Source organism: Enterococcus sp. AZ156, from assembly GCF_051714165.1.
In the GTDB taxonomy this organism is placed as follows: Bacteria; Bacillota; Bacilli; order Lactobacillales; family Enterococcaceae; genus Enterococcus_B; species Enterococcus_B pernyi.
This window is the reverse complement of record NZ_JBIORI010000001.1, coordinates 995843-1020051: the sequence shown is the minus strand read 5'-3', so window position 1 is coordinate 1020051 and position 24209 is coordinate 995843. Positions and strand designations below refer to the sequence as shown.

25 protein-coding genes are annotated in these 24209 nt (G+C 38.6%); 4 read left to right on the top strand and 21 right to left on the bottom strand.

From position 1 onward, the window contains the following. Positions 1-5: 5 nt before the first annotated feature. From fabZ to fabT, 8 genes are all read right to left on the bottom strand, one after another. Complete coding sequence (gene fabZ, locus IGJ95_RS04890; RefSeq protein WP_010735872.1) at positions 6-425, bottom strand: 3-hydroxyacyl-ACP dehydratase FabZ; 420 nt, start codon at positions 423-425, stop codon at positions 6-8. A 19-nt stretch (positions 426-444) separates the two neighbouring features. Then, a complete protein-coding gene (accB, locus tag IGJ95_RS04885) occupies positions 445-924 on the bottom strand; it encodes an acetyl-CoA carboxylase biotin carboxyl carrier protein (protein WP_306795953.1) in 480 nt (159 codons plus the stop codon). A 2-nt stretch (positions 925-926) separates the two neighbouring features. Then, the gene (gene fabF, locus IGJ95_RS04880; protein WP_010735874.1) at positions 927-2162 is read right to left on the bottom strand and encodes a beta-ketoacyl-ACP synthase II; all 1236 of its coding nucleotides are present in this window, start codon (positions 2160-2162) and stop codon (positions 927-929) included. Positions 2163-2174: 12 nt separating this feature from the next. Then, positions 2175-2912, bottom strand: a complete 738-nt coding sequence (gene fabG, locus IGJ95_RS04875) for a 3-oxoacyl-[acyl-carrier-protein] reductase (RefSeq protein WP_010735875.1) — start codon at positions 2910-2912, stop codon at positions 2175-2177. Positions 2913-2922: 10 nt separating this feature from the next. Then, a complete protein-coding gene (gene fabD / locus IGJ95_RS04870; protein WP_010735876.1) occupies positions 2923-3843 on the bottom strand; it encodes an ACP S-malonyltransferase in 921 nt (306 codons plus the stop codon). Between the two features lie 109 nt (positions 3844-3952). Then, a complete protein-coding gene (locus IGJ95_RS04865) occupies positions 3953-4177 on the bottom strand; it encodes an acyl carrier protein (protein ID WP_010735877.1) in 225 nt (74 codons plus the stop codon). A gap of 54 nt (positions 4178-4231) precedes the next feature. Continuing rightward, complete coding sequence (locus IGJ95_RS04860; protein WP_010735878.1) at positions 4232-5194, bottom strand: beta-ketoacyl-ACP synthase III; 963 nt, start codon at positions 5192-5194, stop codon at positions 4232-4234. 9 nt (positions 5195-5203) lie between these two features. Further along, positions 5204-5644 (bottom strand): fatty acid biosynthesis transcriptional regulator FabT, encoded by a 441-nt coding sequence (fabT, locus tag IGJ95_RS04855; RefSeq protein WP_010735879.1) that lies wholly within the window; start codon positions 5642-5644, stop codon positions 5204-5206. 309 nt (positions 5645-5953) lie between these two features. Between fabT and IGJ95_RS04850 the strand changes: the two genes are divergently transcribed. Continuing rightward, a complete protein-coding gene (locus IGJ95_RS04850; protein ID WP_010735880.1) occupies positions 5954-6910 on the top strand; it encodes a GIY-YIG nuclease family protein in 957 nt (318 codons plus the stop codon). A gap of 30 nt (positions 6911-6940) precedes the next feature. Here the strand turns inward: IGJ95_RS04850 and IGJ95_RS04845 are convergent, their stop codons facing one another. The 6 genes from IGJ95_RS04845 to IGJ95_RS04820 form a co-directional block, all read right to left on the bottom strand. After that, positions 6941-7171, bottom strand: a complete 231-nt coding sequence (locus IGJ95_RS04845; protein ID WP_010735881.1) for a YkuJ family protein — start codon at positions 7169-7171, stop codon at positions 6941-6943. An 85-nt stretch (positions 7172-7256) separates the two neighbouring features. Beyond that, a complete protein-coding gene (locus tag IGJ95_RS04840; RefSeq protein WP_023519406.1) occupies positions 7257-8144 on the bottom strand; it encodes an NAD(P)-dependent oxidoreductase in 888 nt (295 codons plus the stop codon). Between the two features lie 87 nt (positions 8145-8231). Further along, complete coding sequence (locus IGJ95_RS04835; RefSeq protein WP_010735883.1) at positions 8232-9455, bottom strand: glycosyltransferase family 4 protein; 1224 nt, start codon at positions 9453-9455, stop codon at positions 8232-8234. Positions 9456-9478: 23 nt separating this feature from the next. Continuing rightward, positions 9479-10519 carry a glycosyltransferase family 4 protein gene (locus IGJ95_RS04830; RefSeq protein ID WP_010735884.1) on the bottom strand — a complete coding sequence of 347 codons (1041 nt, stop codon included), beginning with the start codon at positions 10517-10519 and terminating at the stop codon, positions 9479-9481. Positions 10520-10683: 164 nt separating this feature from the next. Next, positions 10684-12411 (bottom strand): phosphoenolpyruvate--protein phosphotransferase, encoded by a 1728-nt coding sequence (ptsP, locus tag IGJ95_RS04825; protein WP_019723966.1) that lies wholly within the window; start codon positions 12409-12411, stop codon positions 10684-10686. After that, a complete protein-coding gene (locus IGJ95_RS04820) occupies positions 12411-12677 on the bottom strand; it encodes a phosphocarrier protein HPr (RefSeq protein WP_002287602.1) in 267 nt (88 codons plus the stop codon). Before IGJ95_RS04820 ends, ptsP begins: the two co-directional genes overlap by 1 nt. Positions 12678-13219: 542 nt before the next feature. On the opposite strand from IGJ95_RS04820, the gene IGJ95_RS04815 reads away from it, so the two are divergent. After that, a complete protein-coding gene (locus tag IGJ95_RS04815; RefSeq protein WP_137072107.1) occupies positions 13220-15457 on the top strand; it encodes an ATP-dependent Clp protease ATP-binding subunit in 2238 nt (745 codons plus the stop codon). 195 nt (positions 15458-15652) lie between these two features. Then, positions 15653-15973, top strand: a complete 321-nt coding sequence (locus tag IGJ95_RS04810; protein ID WP_438761513.1) for a DUF1827 family protein — start codon at positions 15653-15655, stop codon at positions 15971-15973. An 18-nt stretch (positions 15974-15991) separates the two neighbouring features. On the opposite strand, the gene IGJ95_RS04805 is transcribed toward IGJ95_RS04810, so the two are convergent. The 4 genes from IGJ95_RS04805 to IGJ95_RS04790 form a co-directional block, all read right to left on the bottom strand. Continuing rightward, complete coding sequence (locus tag IGJ95_RS04805) at positions 15992-16213, bottom strand: hypothetical protein (protein ID WP_010735888.1); 222 nt, start codon at positions 16211-16213, stop codon at positions 15992-15994. A 244-nt stretch (positions 16214-16457) separates the two neighbouring features. After that, positions 16458-18038 (bottom strand): peptide chain release factor 3, encoded by a 1581-nt coding sequence (locus IGJ95_RS04800; RefSeq protein WP_438761511.1) that lies wholly within the window; start codon positions 18036-18038, stop codon positions 16458-16460. A gap of 245 nt (positions 18039-18283) precedes the next feature. Beyond that, positions 18284-19660, bottom strand: a complete 1377-nt coding sequence (locus tag IGJ95_RS04795; protein ID WP_010735890.1) for a hemolysin family protein — start codon at positions 19658-19660, stop codon at positions 18284-18286. 126 nt (positions 19661-19786) lie between these two features. After that, positions 19787-20911, bottom strand: coding sequence for an AI-2E family transporter (locus IGJ95_RS04790; RefSeq protein ID WP_023519400.1), 1125 nt, complete (start codon positions 20909-20911; stop codon positions 19787-19789). Positions 20912-21046: 135 nt separating this feature from the next. Here IGJ95_RS04790 and IGJ95_RS04785 point away from each other — a divergent pair, with 135 nt between their 5' ends. Further along, the gene (locus IGJ95_RS04785) at positions 21047-21481 is read left to right on the top strand and encodes a GNAT family N-acetyltransferase (protein WP_010735892.1); all 435 of its coding nucleotides are present in this window, start codon (positions 21047-21049) and stop codon (positions 21479-21481) included. A 60-nt stretch (positions 21482-21541) separates the two neighbouring features. Here the strand turns inward: IGJ95_RS04785 and ntdP are convergent, their stop codons facing one another. The 3 genes from ntdP to recX all read right to left on the bottom strand — a co-directional run bounded on the left by ntdP (position 21542) and on the right by recX (position 24145). Then, on the bottom strand, positions 21542-22075 hold the full coding sequence (ntdP, locus tag IGJ95_RS04780) for a nucleoside tri-diphosphate phosphatase (RefSeq protein WP_010735893.1): 534 nt from the start codon (positions 22073-22075) through the stop codon (positions 21542-21544). 92 nt (positions 22076-22167) lie between these two features. Then, the gene (mutY, locus tag IGJ95_RS04775; protein WP_010735894.1) at positions 22168-23352 is read right to left on the bottom strand and encodes an A/G-specific adenine glycosylase; all 1185 of its coding nucleotides are present in this window, start codon (positions 23350-23352) and stop codon (positions 22168-22170) included. Next, positions 23345-24145, bottom strand: a complete 801-nt coding sequence (gene recX / locus IGJ95_RS04770) for a recombination regulator RecX (protein WP_010735895.1) — start codon at positions 24143-24145, stop codon at positions 23345-23347. Before recX ends, mutY begins: the two co-directional genes overlap by 8 nt. Positions 24146-24209: the final 64 nt, after the last annotated feature.

The following is a 24209-nucleotide window of genomic DNA, read 5'->3' as shown; positions in this document are numbered from 1 at the left end:
CTCACCTATCCAATCATAAAGGTTAATTCAGCTTCAGCAACTTTTTTGCCGTCCACTTTTGCAATTCCTTTGCCTATTCCTGCAGAAGACTTGATTTTAGTGATTTCCACTTCTAATATCAACGTATCTCCAGGAGTCACTTTTTTACGAAACTTCGCTTTATCTAATCCGCCAAAGTAAGCAGTTTTTCCTTTGAACTGTTCCAATGATAATAGAGCTACTGCTCCTGCTTGGGCCATCGCTTCTACGATCAATACCCCCGGCATCACAGGTTCTTCTGGAAAATGTCCTTGGAAAAAAGGTTCATTGATCGTCACATTTTTTTTAGCAACGATCCGTTCGCCTTCGACAATTTCTTCCACTCGATCAATCAGCAACAGCGGATAGCGATGAGGGATGATTTCTTTGATTTCTTGTATATTCATAGGTCTGGTTCTCCTTGGCTTAATTTGGTTGGATGATAAAGAGTGGTTGTCCGTATTCTACGACTTCTTCATTGTCGATCAAGATCGCAACGATCTCACCATCGACATCACTAGTTACTTCGTTCATCAATTTCATTGCTTCAATGATACAGATCACTTCACCCTTAGCGACTTTATCTCCTACTTTTTTGAATGCTGGTTTGTCAGGAGATGGTTGTAGATAGACGATTCCAACGATTGGTGATTTCACTTCAGTCCCATCAATTGTCGGCGCAACTGCTTCTGGTTGAACAGAATGGCTTTCTTCTTTTGGTAAAGCCGGTACAACTTGTTGAGGTTGTGGTTCAGAAGCACTCGTTGTTGGTACTGTTTGCCCCATTCCCCGACTCATTTCATTTTTATTCATATATAATTCAAATTGTCCGTCTTTCAAGTCAAATTCTGTTAAAGTTGACTGATCAAATTGACTGACTAATTCTTTGATTTCATGGATCTTCAACATTATTCCTCCCAGCGTTTCATACATAGTACAGCATTATGTCCACCAAATCCTAATGAATTACTCATGGCATAAGACAGTTCAGCTGGTTTACTTTCGTTGATCACAACGTTCAGATCGATTTCAGGATCTTGTTTTTCAACATTGATGTTTGGTGGAATAAACTGATGCTCTAACGCCATCAAAGTGGCAAGTGCCTCAATCCCACCTGCAGCACCTAATAAGTGACCAGTCATTGATTTCGTACTGCTGACATAGGTTTCTTTGAAAGAGTCTCCTAATGCGATTTGGATCGCTTTAGCTTCTGCTTGATCATTTGCAGGTGTACTTGTTCCGTGTGCGTTGATATAGCCCACTTCTTTTGCATCGATCCCGGCTTCTTCCATCGCCAATTTCATTGCTTTTGACGCACCAGAACCATCTGGTGTTGGAGCTGTCATATGGTAAGCATCACAATTTGAGCCGTAACCCACGACTTCACCATAAATTTTTGCGCCACGAGCTTGTGCATGCTCCAGTGATTCAAGGACTAATACTCCTGCCCCTTCACCCATGACAAAACCATTACGGTCTTCATCAAATGGCATCGAACCACGTTCAGGATCTGTCGATGTTGACAAAGCAGTCAATGCCGCAAATCCAGCGATCCCCATTTCACAGATTGTTGCTTCTGTTCCACCTGCAAGGATGATATCGGAATAACCATGTTTGATGTTGCGGAATGCTTCACCAATCGCATTCGTTCCACTGGCACAAGCGGTCACGATCGACGTACAAATTCCTTTCGCCCCTACACGCAACGCAATATTACCAGCTGCCATATTGGCGATCGACATTGGAACAAACATAGGTGATACGCGATTGGCCCCTTTGTCGTGCATGCGGATGACTTGGCTTTCGATTGTTGGTAAACCACCAATCCCAGAGCCAACGATAACACCAAAACGATCTTGGTTGATCGTTTCTTTTTCGATCCCACTCATCGTCAATGCTTCCATCGCAGCATAAATGCCATAGATCGAAAACATATCCATGCGTTTGCTATCTTTTTTTACAAAGTATTTATCAAAAGGAAAGTCTTTTACTTCACCTGCTAAAGTGATTCCTGTATCTGTTGCATCAAATTTTGTGATCGGTGCAATGCCATTCGTCCCAGCTTTTAAACTAGCTAAAAAACTATCTGCATCATTACCGATCGGTGAAGTGACTCCATAACCTGTAATTACTACTCGATTCATAAATTTTCCTCCCTATCCGTGCATGACCAATCCGCCGTCAACATTGATGACTTGACCTGTGATATACGAACTTTTCGCTAAGAACAATGCGGCTTCCGCAATATCTTCCACTTGGCCGAAACGTTGCATTGGAATTTGTTTTTCTGCTTGTTCTCTTACTTTTTCGGATAATACATCTGTCATATCTGTAGTGACAAACCCCGGAGCAATCACATTACATGTGATTCCTCGTGTGGCAACTTCTCTTGCCACAGATTTAGTAAAACCGACAACTCCTGCTTTACTTGCTGCATAATTGGCTTGACCCAAGTTACCGATCAATCCTGAAACACTTGAAAGATTGATGATCGCGCCTTCTCTTTTTTTCATCATTTTCTTTAACACGTGCTGTGTCATATTGAAAGTTCCTGTTAGATTGATATCCAAACATTTTTTGAAATCATCTGCATCCATACGTAAGACAAGTTTATCATTCGTAACTCCCGCATTATTGACCAAAATATCGACAGAACCCAGCTGCTGTTCTGCTTCTTTGATCATCTCTCCTGCTTTATCATAATCGGAGATATCACCTGAGATTCCTACACATTCAACCCCATGCGCTTTGATCGCATTGATTTTTTCGGCTGGGATCTCTCCACGACCATTTAAGAAGATGTTTGCGCCTGCTTTGGCAAAGGCTAAAGCGATTGCTTCACCAATTCCTCGTGTACTGCCTGTAATAAATACATTTTTTCCAGTTACGTCCATAACTTGCCTCCTATGACAATCGATTGATTGTTTCTTCAAATGTTTGTTGATTCTCCACACGTGCAACGGCGATCGACTTGTCAATTTTTTTCATAAAGCCACTTAATACTTTACCGGGACCGACTTCGACCACTTGGTCGATTCCTAAATCTTTAAGTTTTTCGATACTTTCGTAAAAACGAACGGGTTTCATGACTTGTTGTTCAAGTAAACCTAGGATTCTTTCTTTCGTCATGATCTCTGTCGTGGTGTTGCTGATCACAGGTATTTCAGGTTCTGAAAAAACGATCTTGCTTAGTTCCTCCGCTAATTGTCTAGCAGCAGGTTCTAAGATTGCTGTATGGAAAGGGCCACTTACATTGAGTGGGATCATTCGTTTGATCCCTTGTTCTTGTAATAGTGCTACCGCTTGATCCACTGCTTTTTCTTCGCCTCCGATGACGATTTGCTGGGGTGTATTGTAATTTGCAGGGGAAACGATCCCCATTTCTTCCGCCTGCTTACAACAGCTCTCGATAACATCTACCGGTGCATTCATCACAGCTACCATTTTCCCACTACCGATAGGTGCAGCGTCTGTCATAAACGTGCCTCTTTTTTCGACCAATGCGACTGCTTCACTAAAGGAGAGCGCACCACTGGCTACTAAAGCAGAATACTCACCTAAACTAAGCCCTAAAACGGCTTGAGGAGTGATCCCATGTTCTTTCAGCAAACGATAGAACGCAATGCTGACAGTTAAAATAGCTGGTTGCGTATAGATCGTTTGATCCAAACGTTCATTTGTTGAAAAACAAAGCTCCGCCATATCATAGCCTAAGATCTGACTAGCTTCATCAAAAGTCTGTTTCACGATGGGTTCATGGTAGAGGTCTTGACCCATTCCTTGGTATTGTGCACCTTGTCCGCTAAATAAAAATGCTGTTTTCATCATAGTCTCCAATTTATATTCAGGATAGATAGCTTTTTGTTTCATTTAAAAAAAGGCTAAGACATTCCTTTTTCGGAAAATGTCCCAGCCCCCAACCTAATCTTGATGATTATGCAGTTTGTTTTTCAACATAAGTGACTAAATCTTGAACTGTTTTGATGCCGTCTTCTGTTTCGATTTTCACATCAAATTCATCTTCGATTTCGTTGATGATTTGGAATAAATCCAAGCTATCTGCTTCAAGGTCTTCTTGGATGTTTGTCGTTAATTTGATTTCTTCTGTGTCTTTCCCTAATTCTTCCGCAATGATTTCTTGAATTTTTTCGAATACCATATGATAATTCCTCCGATATTGTTTCTTTATTTTATATTTTTTATTTTTATCAGTTTATAGTTCCATGAGGATACTTCCCCATGTCAATCCTCCACCATAACCTGTAAATACCACTTTTTGTTTTTGACCTAAGGTAATTTTTCCGCTTTCTATCGCTTCATCTAAAAGAATCGGGATGCTTGCTGCGGAAGTATTGCCATATTTATCCATGTTCGTTAGGAATTGCTCCTGGGGAATTTTTACCTTGCGAGCAATCTTTTCGATGATTCGTAAGTTCGCTTGATGCAAAAGCAGATAATCAACAGGTGTGTCTTGAATGAGTTCCTTGATGTTCATCGCGACGTCTCTTACAGCAAAGTCAAAAATATCCCGTCCAACCATTTTTAAATAGTAAGAACCTTCTGAATCTTTCGTGTATAAAGGCGATTGATTTGGTAGATAGCCAGAAGTAAGAGATTGCGCACGCGAACCATCTGCCGCTAGCGATTCTCTCAATAATTTTTGATCTGAGCCAGCTTCTAACAAAATCCCACCAGCACCATCACCAAACAAGACAGCGGTTGAACGATCCGTCCAATCGATCAGTTTAGATAATGTTTCGCCACCAATTACTAAACCTTTCATTGAGCCACAGCGAATCAGTTTCTCTGCAACACTCAAGGCATAAACAAATCCTGAACATGCGGCGCTGATATCAAAGGCGATTGCTTTGGTTGCGCCGATCCTTCCTTGAACTAAAGTTGCGACAGAAGGCGATGTATAATCAGGCGACATCGTAGCAACGATAATAAAATCGAGTTCCTTTGGATCGAGTGTTTTTTTCTTTAGTAATTTTTCGGCAACGAGGTAACACAAATCGGAAGTCTCCTGCTCGGTCACACAATGTCTCTCTTTGATTCCTGTACGGGATGAAATCCATTCATCCGAAGTGTCCATCATTTTTGAGAGATCATCGTTTGTGATGATTTTTTCCGGTAAGACACTTGCCGTTGCTGTGATCGTTCCAAATTGTTCCATTAAACTTCCTCACTTGTAATCTCGCAAGAAATCATGCAAGTTTTTCAATGCAGACAGCAAAGCTTGTTGTTCGTCGGTAGCCATACCATCCATAATGTTTTTGACCATTTCACGATGGAAATGCTGATGCACGCGGTAAAGTAACTTACCTTTTTTGGTCAACCCCAGCTTCACCACTCGTCGGTCGTCTTCACTACGGATACGCTCAACGTAGCCTTTCCTAACTAACTTGTTGATAGCAGTGGTCAAGGTCCCAACAGTAATCGACAGTTCTTTGGCTACTTCTGAAGTTGTCTTTTTCTTGTACATACCGATTGCCTCGATCGTATGCATCTCTGTAATCGACAGATCTTTGAATTGTGACTTTTTTAATTCGGATTCTTCGATCGTCAAAATATCATTGAAGACACTAACGAGATAATCATTTACTGTATTAAAATCAGGTTCCATGTTCCACCATCCACTAAAATTAGTTTGATTATCAAATCTTTTGATGTTCAAACTATATCTTAACTTTTTTCAAAATGCAACCTTTTAACTAGATTTTTTTGCATTATTAATTTTTTTTAATTTTAATTTTATGACAAAATGCTTTAATATCAACCTTTCAACCTCTAAAAATTAAAATAAAAGAATAAAAAAATATTTTGATTATCAAAGTATCTCTATAATTTATTTATAAAATATAATCCCTTTTATTGTTCATTTTTTTAAATCTGTTATAATCTTTTTAGTTCAAATTCAATTAGAGGAGCGCTTATGCACTTAAAAGAGAAAGTAAAAAACCTGCCTTTATTACCTGGTGTTTACTTGATGAAAAACAGCGATGGAAAAATTATTTATGTGGGGAAAGCTAAAAATTTAAAAAATCGCGTAAGTACGTATTTTCATCAAAATAAACAACACTCGAAAAAAGTCTTGCGCTTAGTTCGTTCGATTGCAGATTTTGAGATCGTTGTCGTTGATACTGAACTAGATGCCTTATTATTAGAGTGTCAATTGATCCAACACTATCGTCCTATCTACAATCGTCGGATGAATTATTTTGACAACTATAACTATTTACATATTCAATCCGATGGTCTTTTTCTCACGAATATACCTACCGCAAGAACTTATGGCCCTTTTCGTCTTTATAAAAAAATGCCTAGTATCCTTCGAATCATCGAAGAAAACTATCAAATGCCTTGGCTTTCTGAAATCAGTCATTTGGCGTTACAAGTTCAACTTCCTGAAATGAAGGCATTGAGCTTTGATCAAAAAAAGAAAGAGATCCAAGGTCTATTGCAAGGAAGAAACAAGAAATTGTTAGGCTATTTAAAAAAACGACAATTACATTTTGTTAACCAGCTTAATTTTGAGAAGGCGGCTATTCTGCAACGAGATATCGAATTGATCACGTACTTTACTGGTCGGATACAAGAACAAAAAAAATTTTTACGAACACCGAGAATCACATTGAGCATGCCGTTAGCTAGCGATGAGACCAAGATCAAGCATTTCTTGGTTTCCTACGGACAAGTGGCTGATACAACGATCACAGAACCTGGACAAACGCCTCATTTCTATTATGAAAAAGACAACAGGTTGTCACTCAAGCGACAACTGTCTCAAGAAGAAATCGATCCTGTTCAAATCTTGATCAGCTACCAACGTAAACTGGCAAAAGACGAACAGGAAACAAAAAAAGAGTCTGGAATCCAACGCATTGGTTGAATCCCAGGCTCTTTTAGCTAGCTCGAAATCTTATTGAATCAAATCATAGATCTCCATCGCAACGATATCGATATTGTCGAATTCGTATTGTTGATGTGTGTCTGTTTCAGTTAGTTCAAATGTTTCTGTCGCTTTATCATAAGTTACGGTGCATTTTTCTACGCCCTCTTTTTCAAAACGACGAACTTGCAGCTCATTGTCTGCTGATTCGACCATAGCCTCCAGTCGTTTAATGATTGCGACTAATTGTGAATGTGCCATCGGAGGTCCTCCTTTTCTTAGTTCTGTTATATTGTATCAAAAGCATCGTCGACTTGCATTGATTTTCTCCAAAAAAACTAGTTTTTTAGGATTTTTTTTTCGGCTGTCTGCCATCTTCCCACCAAAGCTTGATCAATGCTTGTGTTCCATCGTTCTCAAAACCCTTTTCTGCTAACTTCTCATACAGCTTTCGGGCTTCTTTGGTCGCTGGTAAGTCCAACCCTACTTTTTCTGCTTCGGCTAAAGCAATCTTCAAATCTTTGATAAAATGTTTGACAAAAAATCCTGGTGTATAGTTCTCTTGTAAAATACGAGGTGCATAATTACTTAATGACCAGTTTGCCGCACTACCGCCTGAAAGCGTGGCAATCACTTTTTCTAAGTCTAAGTCAGCTTTCTGTGCATAAACAAGCATCTCTGTCATACCAGTCATTGTTCCGGCAATCATGATCTGGTTTGCCATTTTTGTATGTTGTCCTTTTCCAGCTGAACCATGTAATGTAAATGTTGTTCCAAACTCACGAAATAGTGGTAATACTTGCTCGTAGACATTCTCTTTTCCACCCACCATGATCGTTAAGGTGCCATTCTTTGCACCTAGATCGCCTCCTGATACAGGGGCATCTAAGGCATCCGCTCCAAGCTCTTGTGCGCTTGCTGCAATTTTTTCAGCAAGTGTTGGCGTACTTGTCGATAAATCTATGACTGTTTTTCCATTTATAGCTGCTTGGAAAATGCCTTTCTCACCATAATAGATTTCTTCCACATCTTGAGGATAGCCAACCATTGTAAAGATAACTTGGCTCATCTCAGCTACTTCTTGTGGACTATCTGCCCATACTGCCCCTTCTTCCATAAGTGGCGCAGCTTTTGCTTTCGTACGATTATAAACAGTCAGTTCGTGGCCAGCTTTTTGTAAATGACGAACAATCGCGCTTCCCATAACTCCTGTACCGATAAAACCAATTTTCATCTTTTGCCCTCCTAAACGATAAAATCCTTGTTTCTATGCTAGTATACGCTAGAAACAAGGATTTTTTTAGGATTATTCACTGTTTTTTTATCTTTTGAAAGAATTTAATTTAATTTTAATCCGTTCGATGGATGCTTCTTCTTCTTTTTTACGCATCTCTTCTTTGTAATACACAAGCATATCTTCATAAAATTCGATCATTGATTGACCAAAATGAGTAGCTGAGATCTCGTAAAGTTTCTTTTCAAAAACTTCTGGATCTTTTTCAACTTTGCTTTCAATATAATCAATAAGTGCAGGTGCAAAGTCTTCATCTCGTTCAAATGTTCGGCCAAGGGAAGCATGATCAAATAAACGATTCAAATAATCATTTCCTTCAACTACACATGGTGTACCAGCCGCCATTGCTTCTGTATACGTCAATCCTTGTGTTTCTGATGTCGAAGCACACACAAAATAATCAGCCGCACGATAATAGAACGCGACGTCATTGTTATCGACTTCCCCAGTAAATTGAACCGCATCAGCTAAATCCAGCGACGTGATCAGTTCTTTTAGTTGCTCAACATAAGGTCCGTTTCCGACTATGACTAGTCGTGCATCTGGATAGTGTTTGATGACTTCTGGAAACCCTTGGATCAACGCTTGGATATTTTTTTCGTAAGAGATTCGACTTAAAGATAAAATCATCAAGCCGTTTTCTTTAACTCCTAATGAGGTACGTAATTCGTTGATTTGTTCTTGTGTAATTTCTGGACGTTTGAATTTTTCGATATCGATCCCTGTTGGTATCACTCGTAATGGCGCTGTCACCCCATAGCTTCGCAGTGTTTCGATCACACGCTCACTTGGGCAAACCACACCTGTCGTATGGTTCACAAATAGACGAGATAAGTATTTGACATGGGATTGTCGAATCACTTTCCCTTTTGCAATATAATGCAGGTAATCTTCATACATCGTGTGATACGTATGAATCGATGGGATCTTTAATTTTTTTGCGACCATCTTGCCAAGAACACCCGCTCCAAACTCAGTGTGCGTATGGATAAGATCTAACTCTAATTCTTTTGCCACTAAATAGGCGTACCACATTCCTCGTACCACTACTCGACGTTCTTTAAATGATACAAAAGGAACACTTGGCATACGAATTACATCTTTTTCTAACTTGTCTGCATTGGGATCTGTTGTCGTAAATATATACACGTCATGTCCCATTTTTTCGAGTTCTTCTTTTAATGTCTTGATCGATGTAGCTACACCACTTACCTGTGGAAAATAGGTATCGGTAAAAAAGCCGATTTTCATCTTTTTTCGCCTCCAAACTACCTTTATTTTGATTCTTGCATTTGTTCATCTGAAGAATCGGATGCCTTTAGCACTTGTTGATAAACGGATTGAAGTTTTTCACCAATTCTTTTGATACTTCGTTCTTCAGCCGTTTGATAGCCAGATTCAACTAAACTAGGTACTTCATGTTGAATGATTTTTTGAATGAGTTGTGAAAACTCTTCATTGTTTCGCCCCATATAACAATTTTTTTGATCTTCAAGCCAACCATCATAGACTGGAATATCACGTACTAACACATTTTGTTTACTTGCTAAAGCTTCCAGTACGACAATACCTTCCGTTTCTTCATAAGAAGGGAAAAAGAACAAATCCGCTCCTGAGTAAGCTCCTTCGATGATCTCTCCTCGAATATAGCCTGGAAAAATGACATTATCGGGATGATCTTCCTTCACGATTTTTCGGATATTACTTGGGATCGAATACATCGGCACATGACCAAACCAGATGAATGTATATTCCGGTAATTGTTTGGCTATTTCAACAAAATCAATGATTCCTTTTCTTGCAAAGAACAGTCCTACACAAATAATCACTTTTTGATCAGGTGAAAGATTGAAATACTCCCTGAATTTTTGTTCTTTGACAGAGTCTGGTTGGTACTTTTCCAAATCGATCCCATTGGAAATCGATTGAATAGGTAAATCAATGCCATAACTTTGCAATAATTTTTTTGAATATGGGGTTGGTGTAATCAAGTAATCTGCCTTTTCATACAATCCGACTAAATATTTTTTTACAAATGGTGCTAATTGATTCGAACCGATAAAGGAATTTCGAAAATCTTCCTCCGTTGAATGCGCATGATAAATAATTTTTTTACCGTTTTTACGCGCTTTGTTGACCATGTTATGACTATTGATACCATATGTATTGATGTGCAAAATATCATAGTCTTCCTTACTATCTAAAGTATAGGAGATCCCTACATCTTTAAGCGCACGCTTTTGATGATCAAGTGCACGACCAATGCCGGACTTAGAAAGTATCTTCTCACTTTCAAAATATAATAATACCTTCATCTACGTTCCCCCTCACTCTTATATTATAACACAGCGTGAAAGCTGTCACTCAACCTTAAGTCCGATTTTTTCCCAACAAACTTGTAAGTTTGGACAGAATTTTATTTATTATTGCAAGAAGACAAAAAAACAGGCACAGCAAAATACTGTGCCTGTTCCAAAAATCAAGCTAGATATTCATTCACAAGTTCTACGACTTCTTCCATTGTGTCGCACTCGTTTAGGGCACGATCCGCTAGTTCAGCCATTTTGCTTGTATCTAAACGTTTCATCAAGCTACGTGTTTTTAAGATCGATGTTGCACTCATTGAGAACTCATCTAATCCCATACCTACTAGTAAAGGAACAGCCATTTGATCGCCGGCCATTTCTCCACACATACCAGCCCATTTACCTTCAGCATGTGCTGCATCAATGACGTTTTTGATCAAACGTAGAATTGATGGGTTGTATGGTTGGTACAAGTAAGAAACACGTTCGTTCATACGGTCAGCTGCCATTGTGTATTGGATCAAGTCGTTTGTTCCTACTGAGAAGAAGTCTACTTCTTTAGCAAATTTGTCCGCAATAACGGCTGCAGCTGGAATCTCGATCATAATCCCTACTTGGATCGAATCAGAGACTTCAATGCCTTCATTTACTAATTTTTGTTTTTCTTCTTCAAAGATTGCTTTTGCACCACGGAATTCTTTTAGTGTAGCAACCATTGGGAACATGATACGCAAGTTTCCATGTACAGAGGCACGTAATAACGCACGCATTTGCGTACGGAACATATCGTCACCTTGTTCTGACAAGCTAATACGTAATGCACGGTATCCTAAGAAAGGATTCATTTCATGCGGCAATTGCAAGTATGGTAATTCTTTATCTCCACCGATATCCATTGTACGAACAACGACAGGTTTTCCTTCCATTCCTTCCAATACTGCTTTGTAAGCAACGTATTGGTCTTCTTCAGTAGGAAAATCTGGTGAATCCATATAAAGGAATTCAGTACGATAAAGTCCAACTGCTTCACCACCATTGTTGTGTACACCAACTAAATCTTTAGGTGTACCAATGTTGGCTGCTAATTCAAAGTGTTTGCCATCGGCAGTCACTGTCTCAGCATGTTTCAGTTTTTCCCATTCTGCTTTTTGTGCAGCATAATCTGCGCCGATTTTTTCAAATTCGGCTTTTTGTTCTGCTGTTGGTTCAATGACTACATCGCCTTCGATCCCATTAACAGCTAACATTACGCCTTCTTTGACCTTCGCAGTGATTTCTTTTGTTCCAACGATTGCTGGAATTTCAAGAGAACGAGCCATGATTGCAGAATGCGATGTACGTCCACCGATATCTGTTACAAAAGCTTTTACGAAGTTACGATCTAATTGAGCAGTGTCACTTGGCGTCAAATCATGCGCCACGACAACAACTTCTTCATTGATCATTGAAGGGTTTGGTAAAGTCACACCTAATAGATGTGCTAAAATACGTTTTGCAACGTCACGAATATCTGCTGCACGTTCTTGCATGTAAGCATTATCTTCCATTGCTTCGAACATACCGATATACATATCCGTTACTTCTTTAAGAGCTGATTCAGCATTTACACTGTTATCTTTGATGTTTTGTTTGATTTGACCTATCATTTCAGGATCTGAAAGAACCATTAAATGTGCGTCAAATACTTGCGCTTCTGCTTCACCTAAGCTTTGCGCTGCTTTTTCACGAATTTGTTGTAATTCTTCAGTTGATTTTGCTAAAGCATCATCTAAGCGAGCTTCTTCAGCTGAAGTATCCTCAACTGTCGTCTTACTGAATGATAAATCCGGTTGAACTAGCAGGTAAGCTTTTGCAACGGCTACTCCGTCACTAGCGGCGATCCCTTTTAGCATTTCAACCATTATTCAGATAAGCCTTCTTTCTTCATTGTTTCAACGATAGCTGCCATAGCGTCAGCTTCGTCAGCACCTTCAGCAGTGATAGTAACGTCAGAACCTTGACCTACACCTAAAGACATAACGCCCATGATAGATTTTAAGTTTACTGATTTACCTTTATACTCTAAGTTTACATCAGAGTTAAATTTGCTTGCTGTTTGTACTAATAGTGTAGCTGGACGTGCGTGGATCCCAGTTTCTGCTACTACGTGAAATTCTTTCTTTTCCATATTAATCGGTCTCCTTTAAGTGAGTGTTGTTTTTATGTGAGGGTTTTCTTTTTTAGCAATCCATGATAGAACTAATCAGATGAACCCTTTCATCTGTAAAGATTACCATTTTTTTTCCTTAGATACAACAGTTTTCATTTAAATTGAGAGAAAATCCAATAAACTATTCTGTAGAACTGTTTCATGCATAGTGATGATTATTCCTGTTTTAATAAATTCCATGTTTTTTTATATCTTATAAATCGATTGACCAATCATGTTTGTCGAGTAATTGAACGATTCATGAAATTTCAGCTTTATCCCCTACAAATTTGTCGACAACTTAAGGTTCTTACCCAAATGTTTTGTCACATTGTCTGAACAAAAGAATCAATTGCTTGCGTCAATTCAAAAAATTAGTATAATAAAATTAAATGGTCAGTAATGGTCAACGAGGTATGACTTTTACAAGTTTTGTTGATCGAGTGTTATTCTTTTACCCAAAGATAGGCGCGATGTAAAATAGACTTAATGACCAATGTTTGAAAGGACGTGAATGTTTTATGCTTTGTCAAAACTGTGGAAAAAATGAAGCAACGATTCACTTGTATGCGACTGTCAATGGCCAACGTACACAACTTGACTATTGTCAGAGCTGTTACCAAAAAATTAAAAATCAGCAAAATGGAGGTCTAACAAGTATGGCCCAAAATGATCCATTTGGCTTTGGTAGTCTGGACGATCTGTTTCGTTCGATGTCTCGTCAAATGCAACAACAAGGAAATTACGAACAAACACCCCCTACTCAATTTGGTGGGAACAACAACTTCAATGGTGGACAACCACCACAAGGACTCGCTTCAGATGGTCTTTTAGGCGAATACGGTATCAATATTACAGAAGAAGCACGCCAAGGTGAAATCGATCCAGTCATCGGTCGAGATGATGAAATCAAGCGCGTGATCGAAATCTTGAATCGCCGCACAAAGAACAACCCTGTATTGATCGGAGAACCAGGTGTCGGTAAAACGGCTGTGGTTGAAGGACTCGCTCAAAAAATCGTTGATGGCGATGTACCACAAAAATTACTAGATAAAGAAGTGATTCGCTTAGATGTTGTTTCACTTGTCCAAGGCACAGGAATCAGAGGACAATTTGAAGAACGGATGCAAAAACTGATCGAAGAAATCAGACAAGCAGAAAACGTTATTTTATTTATAGATGAAGTTCATGAAATCGTTGGGGCTGGTTCAGCTGGTGATGGTAACATGGATGCCGGAAACATATTAAAACCTGCGTTAGCTCGTGGTGAATTACAAATGGTTGGAGCAACGACATTGAATGAATACCGGATCATTGAAAAAGATGCTGCGTTAGAGCGCCGCATGCAACCTGTTCGTGTCGATGAACCTTCTGTAGATGAAACGATCAGTATTTTAAAAGGATTGCAAAAGCGCTATGAAGACTACCATCATGTCAAATACACAGATGCTGCGATCGAAGCTGCGGCTAGATTGTCCAATCGCTATATCCAAGATCGTTTTTTACCGGATAAAGCCATTGATTTACTGGATGAAACAGGATCTAAGAAAAATTTAACGATCCAAATCGTTGATCCAAAAATGATCGAAAAGAAATTGGAAGAAGCGGAAGAACAAAAGTTGTTGGCTTCTAAAGAAGAAGATTTCGAAAAAGCAGCTTATTATCGCGATCAAATCAATAAATTGAAAAAAATGCAAGAACGCCAACTTTCAGAAGAAGAAATCCCAGTAATCTCTGAAAAGGATATGGAAAAAATCGTTGAACAACGTACAGGCATCCCAGTTGGTGAACTGAAAGAAAAAGAACAAACTCAATTGAAAAACTTAGCGGACGACTTGAAAAAACATGTGATCGGGCAAAACGATGCGGTTGATCGGGTAGCCAAAGCCATTCGTCGTAATCGAGTTGGTTTAAGCAAGAAAAACCGTCCAATTGGTTCTTTCTTATTTGTTGGTCCTACTGGTGTTGGTAAAACAGAATTAGCGAAGCAACTAGCCTATGAATTATTTGGATCTGAAGAATCGATGATCCGTTTCGATATGTCAGAATACATGGAAAAACACAGTGTCGCAAAATTGATTGGTTCCCCTCCAGGCTATGTCGGCTATGAAGAAGCTGGTCAATTGACTGAAAAAGTACGTCGAAATCCGTATAGTTTGGTTCTGCTTGATGAAGTAGAAAAAGCACATCCAGATGTCTTGCACATGTTCCTACAAATCTTAGATGATGGACGTTTAACCGATGCGCAAGGTCGTACGGTCAGCTTCAAAGATACAATCATCATCATGACAAGTAATGCAGGAACTGGAAAAGTAGAAGCCAATGTTGGCTTTGGTGCTGCTCGTGAAGGTGTGACTCGTTCTGTCTTGAATCAATTGAACAACTACTTCACACCAGAATTCTTGAATCGTTTTGATGGAATCATTGAGTTCAGTGCTTTATCAAAAGAAAACTTGATGATGATCGTGACTCTTATGCTTGATGATGTCAACCAACTATTGGCGGCTCAACAATTACATGTGGACGTTCCTACAAATGTCAAAGAAAAGCTGGTTGATCTTGGTTACGATCCAGCAATGGGTGCCCGACCATTACGTCGGACGATCCAAGAACAAATCGAAGACGGCATTGCCGAATTCTATCTTGATCATCCAACGATCTCAGATCTTAAAGCAAAATTAGATAAAGACGACAAAATCGTCATTACTTCTAAACCTGAACGTTTAGTCAAAGAAGCAAACAATGAACCGACAGAATAATTTCACACTCAAATGGTAGAAAAAATGGAGCGGAGAGTTTGCCACTCTCCGCTTTTGATTTTATTTTTGGAAAAGAAAGTAACAATTTTTTTCTTATTCGTTTATTTTTAAGAAGACAAAATGCTGTTCATTTTACTAAAAAAAAATTATACTTAATATAAGTTATTTCTTAAATACATAAGAGAGGTGAGCGCCATGAAACTAGTTAATGTAACAAACAGCCATTCACGATTAGTTTTGAACCAATTAGAAAATACAGATGCACATATGGTCAAGGTGTATACCGCAGGAAATACAACTGTTATTTACACAGAAGCTCCTGAGCACAATGAAATCGTCCTGATGAATGAAAACCGCAATATCCAACCAAAGGAAATTGAAGAAATCCAACACTACTTCTTAAAAAAAATCCATGACGCTTTGTACCATCCTGAAGACATCAAAGTGATCGAGTTACCGGGCTTAGTAGAAATCTCTATTCCAAAAAGAAATTTAAATGCACCAATTGCTATGTAGAAAAAAATAAATCATGAATCAAAAGGGTTTTGTCGAAGGCACTTGGCATTCCCTTTTTTTCTTTTTACTATTTCCAACTTCCCTCCCCTTTACAGGTCGATCCGCTTGGATGATCGAGCGGATTTCATTGACGATCCGTTCATTTTTTTCCCAGTTCTCAATATCCAACATTTGACATACTCGACGCATTTTTGCTTTTTTTCTTTCAATACGCTGTTTTTTTTCGATTTCTGTTTCCATTTGATCCCTACTTTCTTTGCTTATTTTATATATATGTACGCAAAAATATTCTAATCTATTTTTTTATTTGTTTTTAATTGATTTTTTCAAAATAAACAAAAAAACGTTAAAATCCAACAAAAACACACGACAATTCACTGAAAATATGAATCGTCGTGTGTTCGTTTTAATTTATATACTAAATGAATATTTTTAAGTTTTTATTTTAAAAGGAAACAACTGTACAGTTAATGGGAATCACTGATTACATCAAACTTTTTAATTTTACGTTTGGATATTTGTCAGCAAACCAACGCTCTGCAAACTGATTCTCAAATAAGAATAGCGGTTGATCAAAGCGATCTCTCGCTAAGATATTACGGCTTGAACTCATTTTCTCATCCAGATCTTCCGGTTCGATCCAACGGGCAATCTTGTTCCCCATCGGCGACATGATCACTTCTGCATTGTATTCGTTCAACATCCGATATTGGAAAACTTCAAATTGCAATTGTCCAACTGCCCCGATGATGTATTCTTCGGTCACATAGGTTTTATATAATTGGATGGCACCTTCTTGTACCAATTGATTGATTCCTTTGTGGAATGATTTTTGTTTCATCACATTTTTGGCCGTTACTTTCATGAAAAGCTCAGGGGTAAATGAAGGTAACTCTTCATAAGCTACTTTTAGTTTTCCTTCATATAATGTGTCACCGATTTGATAATTTCCAGTGTCATACACACCAATGATATCTCCTGCCACAGCATTTTCAACGTTTTCTCTGGCATCTGCCATAAACTGCGTGACATTACTCAATTTCAATTTTTTGTTCGTCCGCTCTAATGAAACGTCCATTCCACGTTCAAATGTACCTGAACAGATTCGTACAAATGCAATACGATCTCGGTGAGCTGGATTCATATTGGCTTGGATCTTAAAGACAAAACCAGAAAACTCTTGTTCATACGGGCTGACTACTTGCTCTTCACGTGTTTTATGTCCATAAGGAGATGGCGCCAAATCAGCGAATGTTTCTAAAAATGTCTGAACACCAAAATTAGTTAAAGCTGAACCGAAAAATACTGGCGTCTGCTCCCCACGTGCAATTTTTTCTTCATTAAAGGAATCTCCGGCTTCTTTTAACAGCTCTACTTCTTCTAATACTTGCTCGTACAATGAATTATTTCTTAGTGGATGATCCTCCGGTAAGTGACCCTCTTCATCTAATTGAGCCAAGCGTTCATCTTGATAATTCTCAGGACGATAAAATTCTACTCGGTTATGATGGATATCGTATAATCCTTCCAATCCTTTCCCCATACCGATCGGCCAATTCATTGGGCAAGATTCGATATCTAATAACTCTTCTAATTCTTCTAATAGATCAAGCGGTTCTCGACCATCTCGGTCCAACTTATTGATGAAGGTGAAAATAGGAATTCCTCTTCTTTTGACTACTTGGAAAAGTTTTTTCGTTTGCGCTTCAATCCCTTTTGCGCTATCGATGACCATGACCGCACTATCGACCGCCATCAACGTACGATACGTATCTTCTGAAAAGTCCTCATGCCCAGGGGTGTCTAGAATATTGACTCTTTTTCCGTGATAATCAAATTGCATCACTGAACTGGTAACAGAAATCCCACGTTGTTTTTCGATTTCCATCCAGTCAGATTTTGCAAAATTACCTGTTTTCTTTCCTTTGACCGTTCCTGCTTGGCGAATCGCACCACCGAATAAAAGCAGTTGTTCGGTGATCGTTGTTTTTCCCGCATCCGGATGGGAAATGATCGCAAATGTGCGTCGATTGTCCACTTGCTGTTTTAATTCTGGATTGTTCATAAATTTACTCCATTCTTCATTTGTCTATTGCTTCATAAAAGAGAACCCCTTCGACTATTCGATAGTTCCTCTATCCTTTTCTTCAACTCAAATAGTATAGCATGGATATTCAATTTGAAAAAGTAAGCGAAACAGTTTTACTTTTTCTTTTCATTTGATATCTCCAAAAAAAGAACAGATACATCACTTCAGAAAGCAAGTAATATATCCGCTCTTCGTTTCGTTAAAAGATCATCGAAGGTGCTTTATCTTCGTGGTTCGTCGTCTTCAAAATCTTTTTTGAAATAGCGACGTTCTTCTTCAGGCTCAGCTTCTATTTCTTCTGGATCATGGAAGATCACACGAATTTTGAGTACTCTAGAACCTTCCATTTCTTCAGAAATCAAGGTAATGTTTTCAACATCAAATGAAAGTTTTTCTCCTTCATCGGGAATCATGCCTAAAGCTGTGATCAAGTAGCCGGCCATCGTATCCACATCACTCATGTGGAGATTACTTTCAAACGCCTCATTGAATTCATCGATCAGCATTCGACCTTGAATGATGTATTCATAGTCACCGACTTGTTCGTAGAGATTTTCTACTTCATCTGATTCATCATCGATTTCTCCAACGATTTCTTCAAGTAGATCTTCCAAGGTCACTAAACCTACGACTCCGCCATATTCATCTAATAGGATCGCCATTTGGTTTTGTGTTTTTTTCATTTCATACAATAGATCATCAATAAAAATCGTTTCTGGAACAAAAAGTGGTTCCTGCATGATTTTTTTGATCTCTAAGTTTTCGAACCCAAATTTATGGGCAGCTTTTAATAAATTTTTCGTATGAAGGATTCCGACAACTTTATCTTTGTCTTCATTATAAACAGGAATCCTTGAGTAATTCTCCGATAGTACTTCGTTGACATTTTCTTCAATGGAGTCATTAATGTCGATCATAAAAGCATCTGTTCGAGGAACCATTACTTCCCTTGCAACTTTTGTGTCTAAGGAAAAGACACCTTGAAGCATTTCCAACTCTTCGTTGTTCAATACCCCTTCGTTTTCAAGCATATACCGCATTTCGTCGCGGGTCATCTTTGAATCTTCATCGTCAAAAGTCATTGGTGTTATCCGTGCCAGCAAGCTGGTAGATGCAGATAACAGCCACACGAAAGGTTTCGCTACGACACCGATCATTCGGATCATACCTGAGGTAAAATTCGCTACCTCTTCTGATTTATTCAAAGCGATCCTTTTCGGGTATAATTCTCCAAAAACAATCGAAACATAGGTCAAAATAGCCAGTACGATAATATTTGCAATACTTCTTGCTGCGGCACCGCCACCTAGTAGTGGGGCTAATCTTACGGATAAAGTATTAGCTAAAGATGCACCAGATAAAATATTGACCAAAGTGATTCCTACTTGGATAGTTGATAGGAAGTTATTTGGGTTCTGCAATATTTTTAAAAGCTTTTTAGATTTAACATCTCCTTCTTCCGCTTTTTGTTCGATCCGATTTTTATTGATCGATACAACTGCAATTTCGGAAGCTGCTAAAAAAGCATTGATCAATGTCAAAATGATCAATAATAAAATTTGCGCTAACAGCGACTGACTCTCAGGGTCAGCATTCATAATCGCATTCTCTCCTTATTCATTTAAATTTTTATTTTTTTAAAGAAAAAAACGTGGCTAAAGGTAGCCACGTTAAAATGGTATCATAAAGCGATTTTCTTTGCAATAAAAATAGCCATTCGATCATTAAGATTCAAGAGTCGTCGCGATTTTTTTCTTGTTCTCGTTTTGTTTATCTTCTTTTACGATCTTGACGACATAAGAAATGATTGTTTTGCAGATCGCATAAAAAGGTACACCTAGAAAAATCCCTAGTAAACCGGCAATGTTTCCCGCAACAAGTAAAACGATAATGATCGTTAGTGGATGGATCTTCAATGATTTACCAATGACATTCGGATAAATGATATTTCCATCTAGTTGCTGAACGATCAAAACGACTACACAACATAGCAATGCTTTGAATGGATCATTGAATACTGTCACTAAAAAGGCAGGAGCTAAACCTAAATATGGGCCTAAATAAGGAATGAGGTTGGTCAATCCAGCAATTACTCCGAAAAGGAAGGCATAGTCTACGCCTAGAGCAAAGTAACCTAGAAAGGTGAATGTACCAACGAATAAGCATTCGATTGCTTGGCCACTAATATAATTAGCTAACGTTTTATTCAACTGTCCTAACAACTCGACGATTTGTTCTCTTCGTTTTTCTGGAAAGAAACGTTTGATGTTCGGTACAAGTTTTTCGCCATCTTTCAACATGTAAAACAAGATAAACGGCGCGGTAATAATAACGATGGTCGCTGAAGCAATCGTTCCAACGATCGAACCTAAGCTATTAGATAAGCCACTCAGAAATTGTTGGATGATCGTGCCATATGAAATATCCAGTTGTTCAAAATATTTATTGATATCGACATCTTTGAATACGGACCATTGTGCAACTTCTGCTAACCAAGTCTCTACTTGGCGAATAAAGTTCGGCGTGTTAGAGGCCAAGGAAGATATTTGTTGGACTAAACTTGGGATGACACTTAACAAGATCCAGACCAGAGCGGCAACTAACAATAACAGTACAATTGCTACTGCCCAGATCCGTTTCATTTTTGTTTTCATCAATAATCCAACGATTGGATTCAAAATATAATATAAAAAACCAGCAATCAAAACTGGTGCAAATAATGTGGAGAAGAATGTCCCGATTGGTTGGAAGACAAAGCTGATTTTCGAGGAGACTAAGATCAATGTTGCTAAAATCAGCAATTCAAATGACCAGAACATCAACTTTGATTGTTTTAACTTATCGAACAAATAATTCACTTCTTTCCTTTTTTATGATAGTATATAACATTCTTTTGAAAAAATCTGTTATTTTTGATTTTATTTTATGCACTTTCCATTCCGATCACTTTACAGTATACTACTGAAAAGAAAGGTGGCTGTTTGATGAAAGTAGTTCATACAAAAGATACGATGAGTCCGATCTATCTCGATGCTGTACGTATCAGAAACCAAGTCTTCGTTGTCGAGCAAGGTGTTTCCTTTGAGAGAGAAATCGATCAGGATGAAGCGCATTGTATCCATTTCGTCCTTTATACAGATGCACAGGAGGCGCAGGGTACTGTTCGTTTACTGCCACTCGAAAATGGCCAGATAAAAGTCCAACGTATGGCAATCCTTGCTGAATACCGTCAACAAGGTTTGGGGCAAGTCTTGCTAAGAGAAGCAGAGGCTTTTGCTAAAAAACAAGGATTTGATACGATAAAATTAGGCGCTCAACTGACTGCTATTCCTTTTTACGAGAAGCTTGATTATCAAGCCTACGGTGAAGTCTTCGAAGATGCGGGCATCCAACATCTCAACATGAAAAAAAACTTGTGAAGCATCCAAGTAAAAACAGTAAGCAAGATGAAGATTCCTTCACTTACTTACTGTTTTCGTTTACTTTTGCGACAATTGCTTGTAACGGTCATACCAAATATCAATATAGCCTTCTGAGAATGGGCCATCTCCATTATTGATCCAGTCAACCAAAATCTTCACGTTTTCTTTTAAAATGAAGTCAATATCACTTGGATAATTCATCATTTGACTGTGCATTTCATATTCATCGACATCTAACAAGCGCTTCTCGCCATCAGGAAAAACCTTGATATCTAAGTCATAATCAATATATTTTAATGCTTCATCATCTAATAAAAAAGGTGAAGCCAGATTACAATAATAGGAAACCCCCTTTTCTCTGATCATTGCTATTACATTGAACCAGTATTTTTTGTGAAAGTATACAATCGCTGGTTCTCGCGTCACCCAACGTCGTCCATCAGACTCTGTTACAAGAGTATGATCATTGACACCGATCATTGAATGTTCGCTTGTTTTCAATACCATGGTATCGCGCCACGTTCGATGCAATTTGCCGTCGTGTTTATAACTTTGGATCGTTACAAACTCTCCTTCTTTTGGAACTCCCATCGCAATCCTTCCTTAGCAACATTTTGTGCTTTGTGTTGGGGTGTTCATTACACCGACATCGTAATTATTATAGCAATAAAAATCATCTTTGCCTAGAAAGGATTACTATTGTTTCGATTTTTATCCAACTGCTCGACTAGCTTCATTTGTACTTTTGGGAAAACCACTTGTTCAAATGCTTCTGGTATCAGCCACTGCGTCTGTTTGCCAGTCTCAGATAGGTCTTTTTCAGTCTTAGGCAACCGACCATAAAACAATAAAACATGCCATTTCAAATGACTGAAGATATGCGTCACTTCCCCTAGATGCCTTTTTTGCCATACGATTTTGTCCGCATGAGCAAAAGGCAATACTGAAGCACCTTCTTCAGCGACTAAAACCTCATCGAACAAACTGATTTCGTTCTTAGGTTGCCAGTCTGCTTCTAGTTTTTCGTATACCTCTTTCGTTACTTCTACCATCGGAAATGTCCACATATCAGCCAGTAATTTTTGTTGATCTCGTTGTTCAAAATAAAATGCACCTTCTGCGTTTTCAATCGCTGCACAAACATAATAAACATCTCGCGGCTTTGCTTTTTTTGTTTTGACAGGATAGGCGGTTTGGATCCCTTTTTCTTTTGCTAAACAAAATGCTTGGATTGGGCATTCCTCACATTTAGGCGAGGTCGGCGTGCAGATTGCTGAGCCAAGATCCATCAATGCTTGATTGAACTCACCCGGATGCTCTTCGTCAATGATTTTCCGCATGGCTTGATCAAACACTTTGCGACTCGATGCTTTCGCAATATCTTCTTCAATACAGAACAGCCGACTAACCACACGCATGACATTTCCATCGATCGCTGGTTCAGGTAGCCCAAAAGCAATACTTGCGATTGCCCCTGTCGTATAAGGACCGATCCCTTTTAATGTACTGATTTCTTCCGGTGTTCGTGGCATCTTTCCGTCAAAATCTTCCATGATTTGTTTTGCAGCAGCTTGAATATTTCTGGCCCGTGAGTAGTAACCTAAGCCTTCCCAAGCTTTCAACAGTTTTTCTTCGGGTGCTTGCGCCAACGCTTCGATGGTTGGGAACCACTCCATAAAGCGATAAAAATAATCAATGACTGTATCGACTCTGGTTTGTTGCAACATGATTTCTGATATCCAAATACGATAAGGGTCTTGATTGTAACGCCAAGGGAGATTTCTCTTTTCAAGCTCATACCATTCAATAAAACGTTCTTGAAATTCTTTTGTTTTTTCTAAGGACCAGTTTTCCCATTCTCTACTCACTTGCTTCTTCTTCCTTTTCTAAAATAAAGCGCTGGATCATCTCAAAATCAAAGCCTTTTTGATAGAGACTCTGCTTTACTTTCATCTTTCTCTTTTGAGGTTCAAAGCGACTATTCTTACGCCAGATCTTCTCTCCTTGTTGTACTAAAAGCTCATATTCAACTTCTGGATCAGTTTCTTGAGGTAAGGTTTGCATCGCTTCTTGGATCACATCATTGGTAAATCCTTTTGTCATCAATTTCTGTTGGATATTCCGTAATAGATCCTTTTGACTTTTGGCACGATTTTTTTCGTAAGTCTTTTCCGCTGTTTGCCGTGCATTTTCTACTTGCTCTTCAAATGGGTACTGGCTTAAAGACTGCTCGATCACTTCTGGTGATAGCCCTTTTTGTTGCATTTGTTGTGCTAATTTTTTTGGTCCCTTGTCACTCAAACGCATATTCGTTCGGACGTAACTTTCACCAAACGTCAAATCGTCAACAAGACCTAATTCTTTTAGTTTTTCAACGATTTTATGACGGTCTTCTTGTCCGATCTCTTTATCTTTTAAATAGATCCGAATTTCTTTTTCCGTTCGTAATTGGTAACTCAAATAATTTAATGCTTGTTGTAAACCAAAATCATAACCTGTACTTTTTTTGATTTCAGCTAATTTATCTTCTGTCAATTCTTGTCCTTTTAATAAACGATAGCGTACTAAAATATCTTCTGATACTTGTAGTGTTTCGCCATCTGATAGATCGATCTGATAAAAAGGCCCCTTGCCTTTACTGATTCTTGCAATAGAAAGCAAACTATCCCTCCTCGAACATATATTCCTATCATAACATAGAAAATCCCCAACTTTCGCTATAATA

Excerpts from the sequence above, each read along its gene's own strand:
- fabZ (WP_010735872.1), bottom strand. The coding sequence starts at position 425 with ATGAATATACAAGAAATCAAAGAAATCATCCCTCATCGCTATCCGCTG.
- fabF (WP_010735874.1), bottom strand. The coding sequence starts at position 2,162 with ATGAATCGAGTAGTAATTACAGGTTATGGAGTCACTTCACCGATCGGT.
- fabG (WP_010735875.1), bottom strand. The coding sequence starts at position 2,912 with ATGGACGTAACTGGAAAAAATGTATTTATTACAGGCAGTACACGAGGA.
- fabD (WP_010735876.1), bottom strand. The coding sequence starts at position 3,843 with ATGAAAACAGCATTTTTATTTAGCGGACAAGGTGCACAATACCAAGGA.
- IGJ95_RS04865 (WP_010735877.1), bottom strand. The coding sequence starts at position 4,177 with ATGGTATTCGAAAAAATTCAAGAAATCATTGCGGAAGAATTAGGGAAA.
- IGJ95_RS04860 (WP_010735878.1), bottom strand. The coding sequence starts at position 5,194 with ATGGAACAATTTGGAACGATCACAGCAACGGCAAGTGTCTTACCGGAA.
- fabT (WP_010735879.1), bottom strand. The coding sequence starts at position 5,644 with ATGGAACCTGATTTTAATACAGTAAATGATTATCTCGTTAGTGTCTTC.
- IGJ95_RS04850 (WP_010735880.1), top strand. The coding sequence starts at position 5,954 with ATGCACTTAAAAGAGAAAGTAAAAAACCTGCCTTTATTACCTGGTGTT.
- IGJ95_RS04845 (WP_010735881.1), bottom strand. The coding sequence starts at position 7,171 with ATGGCACATTCACAATTAGTCGCAATCATTAAACGACTGGAGGCTATG.
- IGJ95_RS04840 (WP_023519406.1), bottom strand. The coding sequence starts at position 8,144 with ATGAAAATTGGTTTTATCGGTACAGGAGTTATGGGAAGCGCGATTGTT.
- IGJ95_RS04835 (WP_010735883.1), bottom strand. The coding sequence starts at position 9,455 with ATGAAAATCGGCTTTTTTACCGATACCTATTTTCCACAGGTAAGTGGT.
- IGJ95_RS04830 (WP_010735884.1), bottom strand. The coding sequence starts at position 10,519 with ATGAAGGTATTATTATATTTTGAAAGTGAGAAGATACTTTCTAAGTCC.
- ptsP (WP_019723966.1), bottom strand. The coding sequence starts at position 12,411 with ATGGTTGAAATGCTAAAAGGGATCGCCGCTAGTGACGGAGTAGCCGTT.
- IGJ95_RS04820 (WP_002287602.1), bottom strand. The coding sequence starts at position 12,677 with ATGGAAAAGAAAGAATTTCACGTAGTAGCAGAAACTGGGATCCACGCA.
- IGJ95_RS04815 (WP_137072107.1), top strand. The coding sequence starts at position 13,220 with ATGCTTTGTCAAAACTGTGGAAAAAATGAAGCAACGATTCACTTGTAT.
- IGJ95_RS04810 (WP_438761513.1), top strand. The coding sequence starts at position 15,653 with ATGAAACTAGTTAATGTAACAAACAGCCATTCACGATTAGTTTTGAAC.
- IGJ95_RS04805 (WP_010735888.1), bottom strand. The coding sequence starts at position 16,213 with ATGGAAACAGAAATCGAAAAAAAACAGCGTATTGAAAGAAAAAAAGCA.
- IGJ95_RS04800 (WP_438761511.1), bottom strand. The coding sequence starts at position 18,038 with ATGAACAATCCAGAATTAAAACAGCAAGTGGACAATCGACGCACATTT.
- IGJ95_RS04795 (WP_010735890.1), bottom strand. The coding sequence starts at position 19,660 with ATGAATGCTGACCCTGAGAGTCAGTCGCTGTTAGCGCAAATTTTATTA.
- IGJ95_RS04785 (WP_010735892.1), top strand. The coding sequence starts at position 21,047 with ATGAAAGTAGTTCATACAAAAGATACGATGAGTCCGATCTATCTCGAT.
- ntdP (WP_010735893.1), bottom strand. The coding sequence starts at position 22,075 with ATGGGAGTTCCAAAAGAAGGAGAGTTTGTAACGATCCAAAGTTATAAA.